Below are 16,097 nucleotides of genomic sequence, written 5' to 3' on the forward strand. Positions count from 1 at the left end.
GCCATGTTCCATAGCAAAGCGTTAAAAAAATTGCGAATGCAATTTTTAGCTTTACTTACTTACAGCCCTAAAACCCGCTTTTAGGCCTCTACTTTCTCTGCGTCTTCTTTCTTTGCTTCAGACTTATCTTTAATGTCAGCAGCTCCAATAAAAAGACAGATGATTCCAACAAAAGCTGCAAGAACCGGTGCAAAACCTTTAAGGAATGCAATTACATCAGCGCCCCAGTTTAAAGGACATGAAGGAAGAACTGCAAAAACAGTAAAAGCAATAAAAATCAAACCAATAATAATAGAAATCATAAAAAATAATCCTCCAGACTGCAGGGCAGAAAACTCCCCTTTTCTTAAAATAATAATGCAAATAAGTGAAAATGAAAAGAAATAAAAAAATGCCGCCCCGGAAGGCAGCATTATAAAAAGGATTGCCCCTCGCTAGTCTCGGGGCTTGAGGCATTCTCTCGATAATCCTAAACCGACCCGCTGTCGCAGCTCGGTTTTTAACGGATTTTCGATTATAGCCTTATTTCTGAGCAAGAATTGCAATACCAGGGAGAGTCTTTCCTTCGAGGAATTCGAGAGAAGCTCCACCACCAGTAGATACGTGGCTCATCTTGTCTGCAAGGTTGAACTTGTTTACAGCAGCAACAGAGTCACCACCACCAACTACAGTCATAGCACCCTTAGATGTTGCTTCTGCAACAAGGCGAGCTACAGCTTCAGTTCCCTTTGCGAAGTTTTCGAATTCGAATACTCCAACAGGTCCGTTCCATACGATAGACTTTGAAGCAAGAATAGCATCTTTGTAAAGAGCAACAGTCTTAGGACCAACGTCCATACCCATAAGGTTATCTGGAAGATCAACTGCATCAACTGCAACTGGATCCTTATCAGCAAATTCAGCACCACCAACATGGTCAACTGGGAGAAGAATCTTTACGCCAGCTTTTTCAGCCTTTGCAAGAAGATCTTTTGCTGTATCAAGGAAGTCATCTTCAACAAGTGACTTACCGATAGCGTGTCCCTGTGCCTTGAGGAATGTATAAGCCATACCACCACCAACGATGAGTGTAGAAGCATTCTTCATAAGGCTTTCGAGAACTGCAATCTTAGAAGAAACCTTTGCACCACCGATAATAGCAGTCATTGGTTTTTCTGGGTTTGTTACCATTGGCTGAATGTATTTAACTTCTTTTTCCATGAGGAATCCGCCAACAGATTCAACTGGCATGAATTTTGCGATAGAAGCTGTAGAAGCCTGATCGCGGTGAGCTGTACCGAATGCATCGTTTACGAAGATGTCTCCGTATGTAGCAAGTTCTTTTGCCATTACATCGCGTTCTGCAGCATCTTTAGAAGTTTCTTCCTTGTGGAAGCGAACGTTTTCGAGCATTGCAACTGCACCTTCTGGAAGAGCATCGATAGCAGCCTTCTGTCCGAGAGCATCAGGAAGGAATGTAACTTCCTTTCCGAGTTTTTCTGCAAAGTATTTTACAACTGGAGCCATGCGGTTTTTACCGTTGATGAATTTTTCTGCATCAGCGTCTGTCCATGTCTTACCAGCTTTTTCAGCCTTTTCCTGAGCCTTTTTTACGTCCTTTTTCGGGTCACCGAGGTGGCTCATAAGAACGAGAGAACGTGGGCTCTGTTCAAGAATGTATTTGATTGTAGGAAGAGCAGCCATGATACGAGTATCATCCTGAACGACTCCGTCCTTCATAGGTACGTTAAAATCAACGCGCATAATAATGCGTTTGCCTTTAAGATCAACATCTTTAACTGTTTTAATCATTGCGAACTCCTAATAATGATTTACGCAAATATAATAATGTGTTTACTACCAAATTTCAATTGTGATAAAATGCACTTATGAATAAAGGAAGCCCATTTACACCAAGCGAAATTATTTTTTCCTGCACGACCGCCTGCAACCTGCACTGCCAGCATTGTTTTGTAAACCGCGAGCCTAAACGCATTTCAATTGACGCGGCAAAAAACTTTCTGCTTTCCTGCAAGGGCACTTTTATAGAAAAAATCGGTTTTAGCGGCGGCGAACCTTTTCTCTATCTTGATTTCCTCTGCGAAATTACCCGCGCTGCCATCGAAAGCGACTTTATGTTCGACCAGATTATGACCAACGGCGACTGGTGGAAGGACGAAGCAGATTTACGCACCACCCTTCAGAAAGTTTACGACGCCGGCTACGACGGCAAAATCGGCCTCAGCTGGGATTCTTACCACGATCAGAGCGCAGACCGCATGCAGACTTTTATCCGCACAGTCCAGGAAATTTTTGGCGAAGATTCAATAAACATTCAAAGTGTAGATGAAGGAGGGGAAAGCCTTCCCCTCGCTCCAGCCAGCAAGCTGTCTTCCGCTACCCCTTCCAGCGGGGAACTCCCCGCAACGCCCCCAGTCTACCATCTTCAGCGTTCCTTCCCGTCCGATGATACCCGAGCCTGGCAATACAAAAAATGGTTCCGCGAAGACTACTGCGAAGGTCCCGGCCACATTTTCTATGTTCACGCCGACGGTAACATCGCCCCATGCTGCGGTTTTGCAAATGAAAATCCAGCCCTCTTCATCGGCACAATAAATGACAGCTTTGAAAAGCTCATGCAAAATGCTGCCCAAAACCGTATGCTTACCATCTGCTACGAAGAAGGCCTTTCCCACTTCCGCCGCCACGGCTTAAAGAAAATTCTCAAAGCCCAGGGCAAAAAGTTACCAAAAGGCAAATGCGGCGATATCTGTTCCTTCTGCGATTTTGTATGTAAAAGTTTGTAAAAATCCATTTTATCAAGTAAATTATTAATATGCGTACAAGAGAAAAAACAGAATTACAAAAAGAAAAAATCATCCAGAGAATTGAAAAAATCTTGGAAAGAAAATAGAAAGCTACGAACTTGCTGAATTACGAGGAACAATAGATGCCGTGAATAAAATCGGAATTTATCCAAAATCTGGCTTAGGAACCGCCTGGGGACTGATTTTATTCTGTCAGGCAGAAAATGACAGACAGGACCTTTATTTCTATTATCCTGCAACTGAAGGCATGTTTGATTTCTTTTTCCGCCAGAACAGCGGCGATGCACCTGCAGAAGACCAGTTTATCTGCCTGAATGATTTAGAAAACCTGACCTTTGAAACTCCAAAGAAATCTTTCCTTTCCTTTTTAAATTCTGATGAAAAGAGAACTATTTTTGTAAGCGCCAAAGTAAAAGACGAAAACGTAAAATTTTATTTTCTCCTGATGGAAAACCGTGCTGAAGAAGTTGCTGAAAGATTAAGAAACAGCCTCAAATAAAAATCAATAGGACACGGATAAATTTTTAATAAATCCGTGTCCCTTCAGACAGTCTTTTATTCAGTTTCAGAAAGATTGTTTTTCCATTCAGTGACTAAATTTTTATATTCTGTAAGTGTTTTATCAGAAGGAATATGCGCTGTTAATTCTGTATTTTCACATTCTGACAACATCTGCTGAAGTTTGCTTATAGCATTAACTGCAGTTTCTTTACCTGTAAATGTAAATCCATCAGAAAGAGTAAATTCATATGCCGCTGAACTCTCACAAACATAACATGGATGAAGCTCACTCTCTTTACTTCCGGTCTCACTATTAAAAACATTAAAAGTCACATCTTTTATTGCTATGTTATTATTATTTTCATCAACATAAGGATTATCTGTATCAGATTTAAAAATCTTTTTTCCGTCTTTAAGCTTTATATATTTCAGAGGAATTATCTGAGTATATATTGTATTATCATTTCCTGTATTTGTTTTCCATTCATGAAGGATTTCTACAAGCAGATGATCCTCACTGTCATACATTTCGTAATAATCTTTATCAGGAACATTCTTTCCATTTAAATATTTTGCAAAAAGGGAACCGTCATCAAAGCAGACCATACGATTTGCTTTTCCTTTTTCAATATCTTCCTCAGACGGATTTTCGGAATAATCATGAGAACCTAATATATAAGTCTTGTAATTTTCACCTTCTTTTTTAAGTACAGTTTTTTGAACAGGTCCATCATCTCTGCAAAGTATTGTAGACTGAATAAATTCTGAACCACTTTTAACATAAGAACTGCAACTTAAGGATTCAGGCATTTGAACATAAATTACAACATCATCATATTTATCATTTTCAAAAGTACCCTTGATACATAAATAAAAAACAGCCTTTCTTATCTGTCCCCCAGAATTATTCTGATTAAATGTAATTTTCCAGAAAATTGATGCAATTGATTTTTCATAAGACACCTTTACAGTTCCAAAACCATAATCAGAAAAGACAGGTGACTTACCATGACTTATCATATAATTTTTTCCAGCTTCAGAAAGTTTAACCGTTTCTGGTACTGTATAATCTTCATCATAATTAAAAGTTTTTAAACTGCTGATTTCATTTTTAAGGACATAAAGCAATACATCAAGATTCTGGTCATTTCCATTGTGATAATCTGTTGTAAACCCTTTAAAATCATCAGCCGTAAGTTCTGTCAAAGTCCTCTGAGACTTCGAAGAATAATCATTTTCAAATTCTTCAATAGAAGACGGTATCTTCTTAAGAAGTTCCTGTACTGTCGGTTTGCCGTCATTAAAAGATTCTGAATCAGAATCTCCTGTCTGTGCGCAGGAAGTTAAAATCATTAAAAATAAACTGATAGAAAAAATTAACTTTTTCATTTCACACTCCACTTTTTTTTACATAAAAAAAGCACCAGAATTTCTTCCGGTGCCTTTTTTTATTAATCAATTAAACTTAGCAGTTTTCAGCAAAGTACTTAATTGTTCTTACCATCTGAGATGTGTAAGAGTTTTCGTTATCATACCATGAAACAACCTGTACCTGGTATGTATCGTCGTCGATCTTAGATACCATTGTCTGTGTAGCATCGAACAATGAACCGAACTTCATACCGATAACGTCTGAAGATACGATTTCGTCTTCGTTGTAACCGAAAGATTCAGTTGCAGCAGCTTTCATTGCAGCGTTGATTCCTTCTTTTGTTACATCTTTACCCTTTACTACAGCAGTAAGGATAGTTGTAGATCCTGTAGGTGTTGGAACACGCTGAGCAGAACCAATCAATTTTCCGTTCAATTCAGGAATTACAAGACCGATAGCCTTTGCAGCACCTGTTGAGTTTGGAACGATGTTCTGAGCACCAGCACGTGAACGGCGGAGGTCACCCTTGCGCTGTGGACCGTCAAGAATCATCTGATCGCCAGTGTAAGCGTGGATTGTTGACATGATACCAGAAGCGATTGGAGCGTAGTCATTCAAAGCTTTAGCCATTGGAGCGAGACAGTTTGTTGTACAAGAAGCTGCAGAAATGATGTTGTCGTTCTTTGTCAAAGTTTTGTGGTTTACATTGTAAACGATTGTAGGAAGGTCGTTTCCAGCTGGAGCTGAAATTACAACTTTCTTAGCACCTGCTGTGATGTGAGCAGCTGCCTTATCTTTTGCACAGTAGAAACCTGTACATTCAAGAACTACGTCTACTTTGTTAGCTGCCCATGGACAGTTAGCTGCGTCTTTTTCAGCAGAGATTTTGATTTCTTTTCCATCTACGATGATAGAATCTTCTGTAGCTGATACAGTGTGTTTTCCTTCACCGATGCGGCCCATGAATCCACCCTGTGCTGTATCATACTTCAAAAGGTGAGCAAGCATTTTTGGGCTTGTCAAATCGTTGATAGCAACTACTTCATAACCATCAGCTTCGAACATCTGACGGAAAGCCAAACGACCAATACGGCCGAAACCATTAATAGCAACTCTAACTGCCATAATATATCTCCTAAAATTAATTAGATTAAATTTTATAGGTTTAAAATAATGAATTTTTAACAAATAGTCTACTACAAAGATATAAGGGAGAAAAAAATCAGGTTAAAACAAAAAAGGCTCCCGATTATCGGAAGCCTTTATGTGAGCTACACTGGATTCTGCTTCAGTGTATAAACTGTAATTATGTGATATGTAAAATATTCTATATCTCTTTATTTTACAACGAATTACGCATTCCTCTTATAGTTAAGTTTATCATAAACAACATAAAACAGTCAATATTATTGTTTACAGCATTGCTTACACATACAGTATAAAAAAAGGACTCCCCCTTTTGGGAGAGTCCAATGAAGCACGGTAAGACTTTATTTGTAAGCACTGATGATTCTATCATATGCTTCTAGAACACAATCCAAACCTGAAGCTGGATTAGTTGAATAAATAGTCACTAATCCTTCTAATGCAGTCCGAACAAGTTCTTCATTTTTAGATGCAACAGCTTCATCAATGAGCGAAAAATATCTTTCATAAAGTTTTTCACGCTCACCAAACTTACTGTTCAAATAAGAAACCATTACTTTACGTCTGTTTCTTAACAATGAAAGAGTTGATTCGGTTTTACTTTCAATAGCTGCTCTTTCAGAAATCGATTTCTCCCTGCATTCCAAATAAGAAGTAATACTTGAAATAACAGGAAGAATCATTGAACTGTAATCCACGGTAGTCTTTTGTGATGTCGGAATTACACTTGTTGTTTCCATGACATCTCCTTTTATATAATTTTCAGATTCAATACTTTGCAAAGCATTTTCGAAAAATATTGGATCTGGTCAAAAATCAATGGGTCGGATTTTTTCTGATATTCGGAATTAAGATATGACAGATACTCTGTGAGAAAGTTTAAGATTTCTTTTCCTTCGTGTATTCTTTTATTCATGAATCGAATCACTTGTCTATGAGTTTTAATTCGTTCAATATTCTTTTGTATTTCACCAGCAAAGACAACAGATTCTGTCAGTTCGGTATTTCCTTTTACCGCAAATCCAACCCCAAATATAAGCGGTAAATTAGGAATCATTTTTATGTTGCGAAAGAATTTTCATACTTCTTCCTAAAGTAGGTGCATAATATCTTTTCATGCGTTCGAAATCCAGAACTTGTGTATGTAAGTGTTTGAGTTCATCTTCATACAAATCTTCTTCATCTTCTTCTAATTCGTTACTTGCCCGAATCATTTCTTTTGCATGTTTTGAATCACTAGCTCCTTTTAATGCACAACCAATTCCAATTGCACCAATTGTTGTCCCTATAATTTCTGTTGCTGAAGTAGCAGCAGCTACAAGTGGTAATAAGAAAAACATATTTTCTCCTAAAATAAAAATACCACTTTATACGAAGTGGCGTATTCTGTTATTATGCAGCAGGTGGCAAATCTGCATTACGGCAGGTTACAATCTGGGTATCTTCGATTTTAATTCTACCCCAAGGTTTACCATCCCCTTTAACTGAGGTAAAAAGACCAGTCTTTGTATCTCGCTTGACCCATTTACCAATTTTTGGATTATAAATCTGCGTTCTATTTCTAAAATCTTCCGTTTTGAATGGAAGTACATTTGTTTTTGAGGTTTTAGCCACATTGCCTATAGAAAAGACTTTCATTTCATATTCCTCCTTTTGCATCTTTTCTTTAATTCTTTCTATATATTTGTAAACTTTCTCAGTCCACTCTACCGCCTCAATTACTTTCCAAGCTACATGTCCTTTTCCGGCCCAGCCCTGAATGTAAGCTTTTGTATTTTGTAGATCGACTTTAATTCCGTAGAGCGACCCCAAGAATGCGAACGACAATTCCGCACAGATTTCCTCAAAACCGTAATCAAGTTCTAGTTTTTCTTTTTTCTTGATTTCAGCAATGATTCCATGCGAAAGTTCGTGTAGAAAAACTTGTTTATCAATACAGTTCATACGGATTACTTTTTCAGCTGGAGAAAAACTACCTTCAGCAGTTCCGCATAAATCCGCTTTGACCGTAATACCGAGTTTTTCAGCAATATCAATCAGGGGAAGCTCTTTCACATTTAATTCCTTCATCCGTCTCTGATATGGCAACTCTTCCCCCTCGGTATCTTCGATTCTAAATTCGTTTATCAAGGTAAACCCAGAAAGAATGCGTTTTTCCACATCTATCGCTTCATCCTTTTCAGTTTTGAAAAGCGGAGCTACAATCTGGAATGAATGACTTCCTTTCTTTGGGAATCGTCCAGCTTCTTTCCATGCGTTGAATGTACGTGCATCGCTCGTATCATGAAAGAACGCTATCATCTGATTACAAAGACTCCATTTTCTCATTGGTATAGAACCATCATCAAAACGTTGAACCTTATCATGAACGTATGCAACAGCACCTCCAGAAATTACTTCACGAACCAAAGAATCCAAAATACTCTTAACCATTTCTGATTTTGTTAATCTTTTGTTTTCCATAGTTGTTATCTCCTTTATGCTGCAAGCGGAACAAATACAACAAACTGATTCTTATCCTCTACGTTTTCAAGTTTGATAAACTGATTGCGTCCTCCATGTGTAAAGATTTTCCATTTTGTACATGGTAAATCTCTTAAGAAACGAAGATTCACATTCATGCCAGTATCAAATAAAAAGGAACAGTAAGCCGTAGAAAACTTTTCATCGCGTTCAGATTTTGTTCCATTCCTGATATCCTCAAGATTTATAAAACCTTTGAATTTTATATCTTCCGGAACAACATTTTTCCAAGATGGAAAAACTACATCTGAAGGATTATTAAACCGAATAATATCATCCTTTATTTCAGGCTGATAATTTCCAGCAGGAATACGCATATTGACATTTGCAACATGAAGCCTTTTGCCATCGGTACAGACGATGCGTGAGCCTGTTCGTGTGTTTTCGATATGCATATATCTTGTGAAAAGAACATTCTGTTTGCCGCCCATAGCCTTCATGCAGAAAAGAATTTTTCCGTAGTCATTCGGATTTTTTGCTTGTGTGATTATTGTCTCTTTTTCATTCATTCTGTTTTCCCCATAAAAGAAAAGCTCCGCCATTTCTGACGAAGCCTATATTTGATTTCTGATTCTGCATTTAAGCAGCCATTTTCTGAAGCCGGGATTCAAGTTCTTCCTGTACGACTTTTTCAAGTTCAAGAAGTTCGCTGATTCCGTTTGCGTCAAGCCGTGTGTTTGCCACGATTCCACGGACATTAGTGATTTCATCTTCCGTAAAAGATTTGTGTCCGTTTTCCTCGTGGTTCATAACATCGCCAATTCTGGAAATAATGGCGTTGCCCTCAGCCTTGATTCTATCTTCCTCAGCCGTAGTCTTTCCTTTTCTTCCTTTTGTCGAAGGATTTGTTTCAGGCACAGAAGCAGAAGCCTGATTGCTTGAGTTCGATTCGCTTCCTCGAAAAGTATTCTCGCCTTTCGGCAGGGCCCAATCAGGCAGCGCAGGCGGCATCCATCGAAATTGTTTATCAGTCTTTGTCTTGCCGAAATACTTTCCGTTTTCGCATACATTAATCCAGCCCTCTTCAAGGTCATAAAGATAACGTCCGATTCCGAACTGAACAGCAGCACGCTTCAAAGCACCTGAGATTCCTCCTTTTACGGATTCTTTGTCTGTTGCATCCGCTCCGTCAGTCCTTGAAATCCATTCTATGCTTCCGTCATCTCTCTTCATACGGATGGAAAGCGTACAAAGATAAGCGTCCCCATCTTTCCTTATCTCACTTCTCCAGCCATCAGGTCCACAGACCTCATCAAGCCTTTCCTGAACAGCCCTTGACGTTATGTAGGCAAGGCATTTTCCCCAGATTTTGCCGTCCTTACTTTCTCCGCACTGCTGGAGTCTCCATTCAATATCTTCTGCGCTGAATGGTTCTTTTAAATTGCTTAAATCCATATTCTGTTTTTCTCCTTTCCTTTAAGCCGCTTTAGATACATTATCAGCATCTTCATTGCTGACAAGATTCTGGTTTTCCTGGCAGAAATTGCAGAAAGCTGAACAAAGACAATAGTTCTTACATTTCATTGATTCGCCTTTGCGGACTTCAAGATAATACCCCTTACCAAGTTCTGCGATTTTCTCATCAGCCTCTTCTTTCGTATCGAAAAGTTTTACGGCTGATTTTCTGCCTTCCTTTTTCACCGCATACACATCTTTTTTCTGCCAGCGTTCTTCTGCTGAACATTCAGGAATCAAATTATCTTCTGTTGATGAATAAACTTCATATTGAAATACTTTTCTCCTTATAAAACTTTCAATATCATCCAATGCTTCTTTTGTTACATTGAACTCATAAACAAACACAGGTGACTGCGGATAAAGATGGTCACGTTCAGCCTCTGTCTTGGAGTGGTCTTTGAGCAGAGCGATGAAGCGGCATTTCGTGGCGGGAAGCCCGTTCTTCTGAAGAAGCCATGCGTAGATAAGCCCCTGCATCTGCCATTCGGGAAATCCGTAAGGCTTACCGTCAGAACCTTTTTGCCAGCTTGCTTTGATTTTGTAGACCGATGTGTTTTTGTAATCGCAGATTGTACCTGTTGCCATGTCATAATTGTCGAGTCTTCCTGTAACGGTTATGTTTGACACTTTCTGTTTCAGCTCGATTTCGGTAAAGTCATTTTCACCTTCGGTCTCCAGAAGGGCATGGACTGCCGTTCCGAATACTGCCCATATCCGCTCGGAAACATCATCTTCAAGTTCATCCCAATGTCTTTGCGTAAGAATTACGTGCTTAGTTCCCTGAATTAGCGTCGTAGCGGAGATTTCACCTGTCTTGTTGTGAGGTTCTGGCGATACGGCTTTTACAAGACCATAAGGAAGGTTTAGTTTGTTCGTGATTTTCATGTTTCCCCCTTATGCTAGAAGATGTCGAAGCCTACAGCTTTCGGTAAATCATCTTCCGAAGCTATTTCATCATTCTTGTTTCCGAAGAGTTTTGTTTTGTCGAATTTTGCAGATTTTTTCTTTGGTGGAACCTGTTCTTCGACTGGCTGATTATCGGCAAGTTCAGAAGATTTTGGTTCTTCCGAACTTGTGGCATTTTTCATAAACTCGATGTGTTCTGCAACAATACTGACCTTGCTAAATAACTTACCGTTTCCGTCCTTCCATCTGTCCTGCTTGAGCCGACCTACAACACGACATCCGCAACCTTTTGAAGCGTTCTTTTCGACTGATTCCACAAGGTTTCCCCAAGCCTCGACATCGAAGTAAGAAACTTCCTGCTCAAAAGTTCCATCCGATTTTTTGTAATAACGGTTCACCGCCATACTGAAAGTCGCAAGTTTTGACTTGTTAGCAGTTTCTTTGATTTCGGGAGTACGAACAATGTTCCCCTCAATGATTAAAGAGTTAAGTTGGTTCATATCGAATCCTCCTTGAATAATACTTGGAAGATAATATATAAGCGAAAAAACAGTTGTTACGGAAAATAAAAGCCGCAAGGAGATTTTCCTTACGGCTAATTGTTATGAAATGATTAACTTACTTTTTTAGAGTGTTCTTGAATCAGCTGCTCGAGTGTTTTTTCTTCAAGAGCTGAGAAATCCAGCTTTATAAAGGGACTCACAATAAGAGTTTTCAAATCGCCCTCTCCACTAAGTAAAGCATTTGGTTTACCATCTATATGCTGATAACAAATAGCGGTTTTCTCACTAGACAGTCCTAAAATATAGTAATCCCATTTTGAATTATTATAATGAAAAGGAATTTTGCAATCACCTTGTATGGCCTTGTCATACATCACATATTTTTCATCTTCTGTTTTTAACATTGGAATTCTTCTGAAAACCTCTGCTACTTTTTTAAGATTAGATTTAGAGGTTATCCCCTTTTCATCCTTCCGAAGTGTACGCAGAAGAGTTTGCATATATTGCATTGGAGGTACAATCTTGCGACAAAGAGCAAAATCATCTTTAGTAAAATCATCTGAATTAATAAGCAAATTTTCTAAAGCTTCAACCAAAGGCTTGGTTTCCTCATCATAGAAAAAGTTTCTGGCCAAATTTTGAAAATCTTCAGGAGTAATTATTGTACTCATATCTATATCCTACGCAAACCTTATGGATATAAAAACACCATTAGCTTGCTTTATTACGAGATTAATAAAATTGTATATTCAATGACATCTGTTCGGTTCTGTTATATATATATATAATTCTATTGGATTGCCTAACGCAGATTCCTGTAAACACAAGATGCGGTCTAGATTTAGACTTAAGGCTTTTGATATAAAAGATTAGATAATTAAAAAAGAAGTGATTATTAATGAATATAAAACAAATGTTATGATTCCATTGTTAGTTCCTCCTTTACAATATAGATTATTTGGCAAATTCCCAACTGACTGCTAAGAAATGTCATAATTTGATTTCATTCATAATTTAATAACGATAACGATAGAAAACCATATCAAGAGCATTACGCTCTCTTTTAAGTATAAATAATTTTTTTACAGTACATCAAAACCGTTTTTCGATGTCAAAGAACATGTTCTGTTGTCTAACAGACCCTAGAACATCTATAATTGAATACTAGTTAATAAAATTGTCAAATTTTTTTCGCACAAAAAGAGCCAGGCTTTACACCTGGCTCTATAGTTATTGAAGTTTCTTTTGGAGTATATATTATCGACAAGCCTTTTTCTTACTAATTTCTTCCACCGATTGCTTTAAATCCTAAATCACACAGAGCCTTATTTACATCATCAATTGTATATGGGCCTTCTTTATCTTCAAAACAAAACTGAAAAATTATATCTTCTTTTATTGTTGGAACAGGGAAATAGTAGCCAGCCCTAGAAAGCAGATCCTGAGCTTCTTCAAGATTAAGCTCCAGTGCAAATGCAAGGGAAATTATACTTATACGAGTTGGAACTTTTGTTTTTCCACTGATAATTTTAGAAAAACAGTCTGGTGTCATACCTGCTGCATTGTATACTTGAGGATGTGTCTTTTCTTTCTTGTTTATATAGTAAATAAGTCGTCTGACAAAATCATCCTGCTCGTCCGATGCTTTTAATTTGTCTTTTACTTTCTGAAAATCAGGGCGATTTACAGGACTCATTCCGCTAAACGGATTCATTCCACCTCGCCCAGTTATTTTTCTTGCAAAATCAACAAGTGGATTGCTTTTTCCAGAAATCAGGCGTTCTCTTTTGCCTTCTGGAGAATCGGGGTCAATATAGTTTTCTTCTATGTATTTAGTGAGTTTTGTAATATCTATCATTTTTGTACCTCCAAGGAATAATATTTATTTATGAGTTTATTTCGTTTCAGTTTTCAGGATTGCTTTCAAATCATTTATCGGAGCCGCAGTAGAATCTGATAGCGTAAAGACATGAAGCATTTCTATACTTCGTGTAATTGCCGTATAAATCATATTGCGGTTCATTTTATCTGCCGTAACTTCATCAAACACATCAACAAAATGCGCCCGGTGATCAAGATAAAACAGAACGACAGGAAAATCCAAGCCTTTGCAACTTTGAGTTGTAGCAAGACGGATAATACCTGACTTAGAAAAATCAAAATCAGTATCGTTAACAAATGCACTCTCCAAATCAAGCTGAGTTTTCAGTTCCTCCCTTAACTGTTCCAAAAGTGATTTTCTTGGAGCAATAAGGCAGATGTTTTCCGGCTCATAATTGAGCGAATTTATACACATTTTTACAGTCGAAATCATCTGCGCAAAGGAATCATCCTGATTTCTGTTTTCGTGAAGTTCAACAGGTGGTCCAAGTCGGAAGGTTTCCGGCATATTTTCTTTATCTGCACCTTTTATGGTGGCACGATATTTTTCTGCAACTTCATTAATCTGATTCGTACTTCTAAAATTGATATTCAGAATTTTCGAGTGCCCACTTATATCAATTCCAGTTCTGTTCCATGTAAATCCCGGCTGAAAAACTGACTGGTCATTATCGCCTGCAAGTATCATGCTCTCGCGAACAGTTGTACGAATAAGGCGTAAAGTTGCCGCACTCAAATCCTGTGCTTCATCTACAAAAAGATAATCTGTTTTCAGTTCTTCAGAGATTGTATATTCTCCGTTTTCTATTTTATGAATCAGCTTATAAATTACGTATTGAACAGGTTGTTCTTCAAGATTGTCCCATTCGGTAAAAATTATTTCTACAGCTTCCCAGATGGCTTTTCTTTTGCCGGCATTCTGAGCCTTTTTCATTCCAGTCCGGCGGATTTTTTCTTCGCAGTATTCTTTTTGAGAAACACACTTTGGAAGAATAAATTTATCAAGTTCAGTCCAGATGTCCTGACCAAGAGGATTTTCATTTTCGATATCCGGGATTTTTGGAAGCGCGTAAGTCAGTTTTATGTCAGGGAAAGCATCCTTCAAAATTTTATTTACATAGCTTTCGGAAGTTCCAATTATTTCTTCTTCAAGCGGATTTTCAATATTCAGTAAGGCAGCAACATATTTGTTATATTTTTCAAGACTGTGCGTAAAAGTAATCAACTGGATTGATTTTTCACCATCAAAAAGACTCTGTTTATTCTGCTGAATCAATTTTTCCAGCGTTTTCAGAAGTACAAGAGACTTACCAGTTCCGGCACTTCCCTTTACAAGAAAGTCACGACTGAACTTTACCTGATTTACAATTGACTGCTGCTGACGAGTAAGATGAACAAGCGACTGCTCATAATCATAACGGGTGCGAGTATAACTAGTCATGCGGGAAAGATTGTCGATATAGTTTTCTGCGTCCGTTAGTTTTTCTATCTGAGTTTGAAGTTCTTTTTGAGTTTTACGATTCGCCTGTTCTACTTCATTTTTTTCGCGACGGAGTTCGTCTATGCGCTCTTTATTCTGCTTGTTTTTAGTAATCTGCTGCTCATAATCTAATTGCAAAGTTTTAAGTTTTGCAGAAACAAGTTCAAGTTCTTTTTTCTTTGATTCTAGCTCTTCAACTTTTTTGAGCCATATCAGCGTTAGACGAAGAAAGTCGTTTTAATTCCTGATTTGCCTTTTCAAGTTCCTTTGCCGTTTCTGAAGGAGATTTTCTTGAATCCCAGATTTTCAGATTTGCAGCAAGCTGATTTATTTGAGTAAGATTTGGCAGATTAAAAATAGTTGCAAATTGCGAAAGAAGAAAAGCTGCACTGTTAGCTTCTTCTACAGAAAGATTCTTAAAATGATGACGAACCTGATTAGTATTTTTCTGATTATTCTGAATATCACGAAAAAGCTGATATTCCTTTGGATTATGAACAGAGTAGCGTTCCCGGTATTCATCCAAAAGCTCATAAAATTTTGTGGTGTTATCTACAGAGTTCCCAAGCTTTTCACGAAAGAATGCCTCCAACGTTGAAAAAACTGCAAGCGTGAAAATGCCAGAGTCTATGCCTTGCAGAGATTTTAGACGCTTTATCTGGTCAAGGGTTGGGATGAGAGAAGCTGTTGATTGAGGTTGTGTTTTTGAATCTGAGTTTGCCATATTTTTATCCGTTACTGTACTACCATCTTACAGGTGAGATACATTTCCTGCTACCGCACTTAGGACATTTTACAGGCTTTGGAAAAAGCCCCTTCTTTTTTGAGAAATGCTCCCCGCAGTCTTGGCAGATGTATGGAATGGGAGTGCCGGGTTGAGGAGGAACGAAATTATTGCTCTTTGGATTAAACATAAACATTCCTTTTTATATAACTGAAATAATTGCTTTATAAGTTTTATTTGTCTTGGTATTTATAAACCCTTCAAGTTCTGTTTCCTTTACATTTCCATCTGTTTTTGTTCCATGAATATAATGTTTTTCACTATCATATTTTTCACCTTCTTTAGGAAGAATAAGAATAAATTCTGCCTGATTTTGTCCTTTATTGTATAGTTCAATAAGATTTAGAAAAATTGTGCGCAATGATGAAACATCATCTGGTTCATTCTCAATAACTCGTCGTTTTGTAAAATCCCAAAGTGATAAAATATTATCTATTTGAATTGCGCCCGCAAAAAATTCTACGACAGATTCTCCTCTAAAAACATTTTGTAAACGTTGTTTTGTTTTTTCCGACAACTGTTTATAAGAAATAAATGATTGTTCTATTAATGAATAATTTGATTCGTATATCGCAATTTTCTTTTCACAATTTTTATTATGTTCTTCCAATTGAATAATTTTATTTCTTAAATTTGCGATTTCTGCCAGAGTTTCTGTAGAACTATGATTTTCATCAATAACAGTTGATATATTCTCGGTAAATAGATTCTTTAAATACTCTTTGATTTCAGAATC

18 protein-coding genes are annotated in these 16,097 nt (G+C 37.6%); 2 read left to right on the plus strand and 16 right to left on the minus strand.

Going from position 1 to position 16,097, the window contains the following annotated elements:
- Positions 1-80: 80 nt before the first annotated feature.
- Entirely contained in the window at positions 81-302 is a 222-nt protein-coding gene (locus tag MSI_RS11445) for a hypothetical protein (protein ID WP_009107157.1), read from the minus strand.
- 220 nt (positions 303-522) lie between these two features.
- Positions 523-1,791 (minus strand): phosphoglycerate kinase, encoded by a 1,269-nt coding sequence (gene pgk / locus MSI_RS11450; protein ID WP_009107159.1) that lies wholly within the window; start codon positions 1,789-1,791, stop codon positions 523-525.
- 77 nt (positions 1,792-1,868) lie between these two features.
- On the opposite strand from pgk, the gene MSI_RS11455 reads away from it, so the two are divergent.
- Together MSI_RS11455 and MSI_RS11460 are read left to right on the plus strand one after the other, a co-directional pair.
- Positions 1,869-2,786: a radical SAM protein gene (locus tag MSI_RS11455; RefSeq protein ID WP_009107161.1), complete on the plus strand. Its 918-nt coding sequence runs from the start codon at positions 1,869-1,871 to the stop codon at positions 2,784-2,786.
- A 148-nt stretch (positions 2,787-2,934) separates the two neighbouring features.
- Positions 2,935-3,306: a hypothetical protein gene (locus MSI_RS11460; RefSeq protein ID WP_009107162.1), complete on the plus strand. Its 372-nt coding sequence runs from the start codon at positions 2,935-2,937 to the stop codon at positions 3,304-3,306.
- A 56-nt stretch (positions 3,307-3,362) separates the two neighbouring features.
- Here the strand turns inward: MSI_RS11460 and MSI_RS11465 are convergent, their stop codons facing one another.
- The 14 genes from MSI_RS11465 to MSI_RS14730 form a co-directional block, all read right to left on the minus strand.
- Positions 3,363-4,697: a hypothetical protein gene (locus MSI_RS11465; RefSeq protein WP_009107164.1), complete on the minus strand. Its 1,335-nt coding sequence runs from the start codon at positions 4,695-4,697 to the stop codon at positions 3,363-3,365.
- Positions 4,698-4,773: 76 nt separating this feature from the next.
- On the minus strand, positions 4,774-5,805 hold the full coding sequence (gap, locus tag MSI_RS11470) for a type I glyceraldehyde-3-phosphate dehydrogenase (RefSeq protein WP_009107166.1): 1,032 nt from the start codon (positions 5,803-5,805) through the stop codon (positions 4,774-4,776).
- 365 nt (positions 5,806-6,170) lie between these two features.
- The gene (locus tag MSI_RS11475; RefSeq protein ID WP_009107169.1) at positions 6,171-6,566 is read right to left on the minus strand and encodes a hypothetical protein; all 396 of its coding nucleotides are present in this window, start codon (positions 6,564-6,566) and stop codon (positions 6,171-6,173) included.
- A gap of 306 nt (positions 6,567-6,872) precedes the next feature.
- Positions 6,873-7,166 carry a hypothetical protein gene (locus MSI_RS11485; RefSeq protein ID WP_009107173.1) on the minus strand — a complete coding sequence of 98 codons (294 nt, stop codon included), beginning with the start codon at positions 7,164-7,166 and terminating at the stop codon, positions 6,873-6,875.
- Between the two features lie 52 nt (positions 7,167-7,218).
- The gene (locus MSI_RS15050) at positions 7,219-8,289 is read right to left on the minus strand and encodes a hypothetical protein (protein WP_009107175.1); all 1,071 of its coding nucleotides are present in this window, start codon (positions 8,287-8,289) and stop codon (positions 7,219-7,221) included.
- A gap of 14 nt (positions 8,290-8,303) precedes the next feature.
- Positions 8,304-8,858 carry a hypothetical protein gene (locus MSI_RS11495; protein WP_155815604.1) on the minus strand — a complete coding sequence of 185 codons (555 nt, stop codon included), beginning with the start codon at positions 8,856-8,858 and terminating at the stop codon, positions 8,304-8,306.
- A 70-nt stretch (positions 8,859-8,928) separates the two neighbouring features.
- On the minus strand, positions 8,929-9,744 hold the full coding sequence (locus MSI_RS11500) for a Rad52/Rad22 family DNA repair protein (protein WP_009107179.1): 816 nt from the start codon (positions 9,742-9,744) through the stop codon (positions 8,929-8,931).
- Between the two features lie 21 nt (positions 9,745-9,765).
- Complete coding sequence (locus tag MSI_RS11505; protein ID WP_009107181.1) at positions 9,766-10,692, minus strand: PD-(D/E)XK nuclease family protein; 927 nt, start codon at positions 10,690-10,692, stop codon at positions 9,766-9,768.
- 14 nt (positions 10,693-10,706) lie between these two features.
- Entirely contained in the window at positions 10,707-11,213 is a 507-nt protein-coding gene (locus MSI_RS11510) for a single-stranded DNA-binding protein (protein ID WP_009107183.1), read from the minus strand.
- A gap of 113 nt (positions 11,214-11,326) precedes the next feature.
- The gene (locus MSI_RS11515; protein ID WP_009107184.1) at positions 11,327-11,887 is read right to left on the minus strand and encodes a hypothetical protein; all 561 of its coding nucleotides are present in this window, start codon (positions 11,885-11,887) and stop codon (positions 11,327-11,329) included.
- A 608-nt stretch (positions 11,888-12,495) separates the two neighbouring features.
- On the minus strand, positions 12,496-13,074 hold the full coding sequence (locus MSI_RS11520) for a hypothetical protein (RefSeq protein WP_009107187.1): 579 nt from the start codon (positions 13,072-13,074) through the stop codon (positions 12,496-12,498).
- A gap of 36 nt (positions 13,075-13,110) precedes the next feature.
- Complete coding sequence (locus MSI_RS11525) at positions 13,111-14,715, minus strand: UvrD-helicase domain-containing protein (RefSeq protein ID WP_009107189.1); 1,605 nt, start codon at positions 14,713-14,715, stop codon at positions 13,111-13,113.
- Positions 14,716-14,770: 55 nt separating this feature from the next.
- Complete coding sequence (locus MSI_RS11530) at positions 14,771-15,301, minus strand: hypothetical protein (RefSeq protein ID WP_009107191.1); 531 nt, start codon at positions 15,299-15,301, stop codon at positions 14,771-14,773.
- A 202-nt stretch (positions 15,302-15,503) separates the two neighbouring features.
- A partial coding sequence (locus tag MSI_RS14730) for a hypothetical protein (RefSeq protein WP_039924794.1) occupies positions 15,504-16,097 on the minus strand: 594 nt, incomplete at its 5' end.

The sequence above is a fragment of the Treponema sp. JC4 genome (genome assembly GCF_000260795.1).
Lineage (GTDB): Bacteria > Spirochaetota > Spirochaetia > Treponematales > Treponemataceae > Treponema_D.

What these genes read in the sequence shown, in the direction of transcription:
- MSI_RS11445 (WP_009107157.1), bottom strand. Translation starts at nt 302, where the DNA reads ATGATTTCTATTATTATTGGTTTGATTTTTATTGCTTTTACTGTTTTT.
- MSI_RS11520 (WP_009107187.1), bottom strand. Translation starts at nt 13,074, where the DNA reads ATGATAGATATTACAAAACTCACTAAATACATAGAAGAAAACTATATT.
- gap (WP_009107166.1), bottom strand. Translation starts at nt 5,805, where the DNA reads ATGGCAGTTAGAGTTGCTATTAATGGTTTCGGCCGTATTGGTCGTTTG.
- MSI_RS11515 (WP_009107184.1), bottom strand. Translation starts at nt 11,887, where the DNA reads ATGAGTACAATAATTACTCCTGAAGATTTTCAAAATTTGGCCAGAAAC.
- MSI_RS11485 (WP_009107173.1), bottom strand. Translation starts at nt 7,166, where the DNA reads ATGTTTTTCTTATTACCACTTGTAGCTGCTGCTACTTCAGCAACAGAA.
- MSI_RS11510 (WP_009107183.1), bottom strand. Translation starts at nt 11,213, where the DNA reads ATGAACCAACTTAACTCTTTAATCATTGAGGGGAACATTGTTCGTACT.
- MSI_RS11465 (WP_009107164.1), bottom strand. Translation starts at nt 4,697, where the DNA reads ATGAAAAAGTTAATTTTTTCTATCAGTTTATTTTTAATGATTTTAACT.
- MSI_RS11475 (WP_009107169.1), bottom strand. Translation starts at nt 6,566, where the DNA reads ATGGAAACAACAAGTGTAATTCCGACATCACAAAAGACTACCGTGGAT.
- MSI_RS15050 (WP_009107175.1), bottom strand. Translation starts at nt 8,289, where the DNA reads ATGGAAAACAAAAGATTAACAAAATCAGAAATGGTTAAGAGTATTTTG.
- MSI_RS11495 (WP_155815604.1), bottom strand. Translation starts at nt 8,858, where the DNA reads ATGAATGAAAAAGAGACAATAATCACACAAGCAAAAAATCCGAATGAC.
- pgk (WP_009107159.1), bottom strand. Translation starts at nt 1,791, where the DNA reads ATGATTAAAACAGTTAAAGATGTTGATCTTAAAGGCAAACGCATTATT.
- MSI_RS11505 (WP_009107181.1), bottom strand. Translation starts at nt 10,692, where the DNA reads ATGAAAATCACGAACAAACTAAACCTTCCTTATGGTCTTGTAAAAGCC.
- MSI_RS11530 (WP_009107191.1), bottom strand. Translation starts at nt 15,301, where the DNA reads ATGGCAAACTCAGATTCAAAAACACAACCTCAATCAACAGCTTCTCTC.
- MSI_RS11455 (WP_009107161.1), top strand. Translation starts at nt 1,869, where the DNA reads ATGAATAAAGGAAGCCCATTTACACCAAGCGAAATTATTTTTTCCTGC.
- MSI_RS11500 (WP_009107179.1), bottom strand. Translation starts at nt 9,744, where the DNA reads ATGGATTTAAGCAATTTAAAAGAACCATTCAGCGCAGAAGATATTGAA.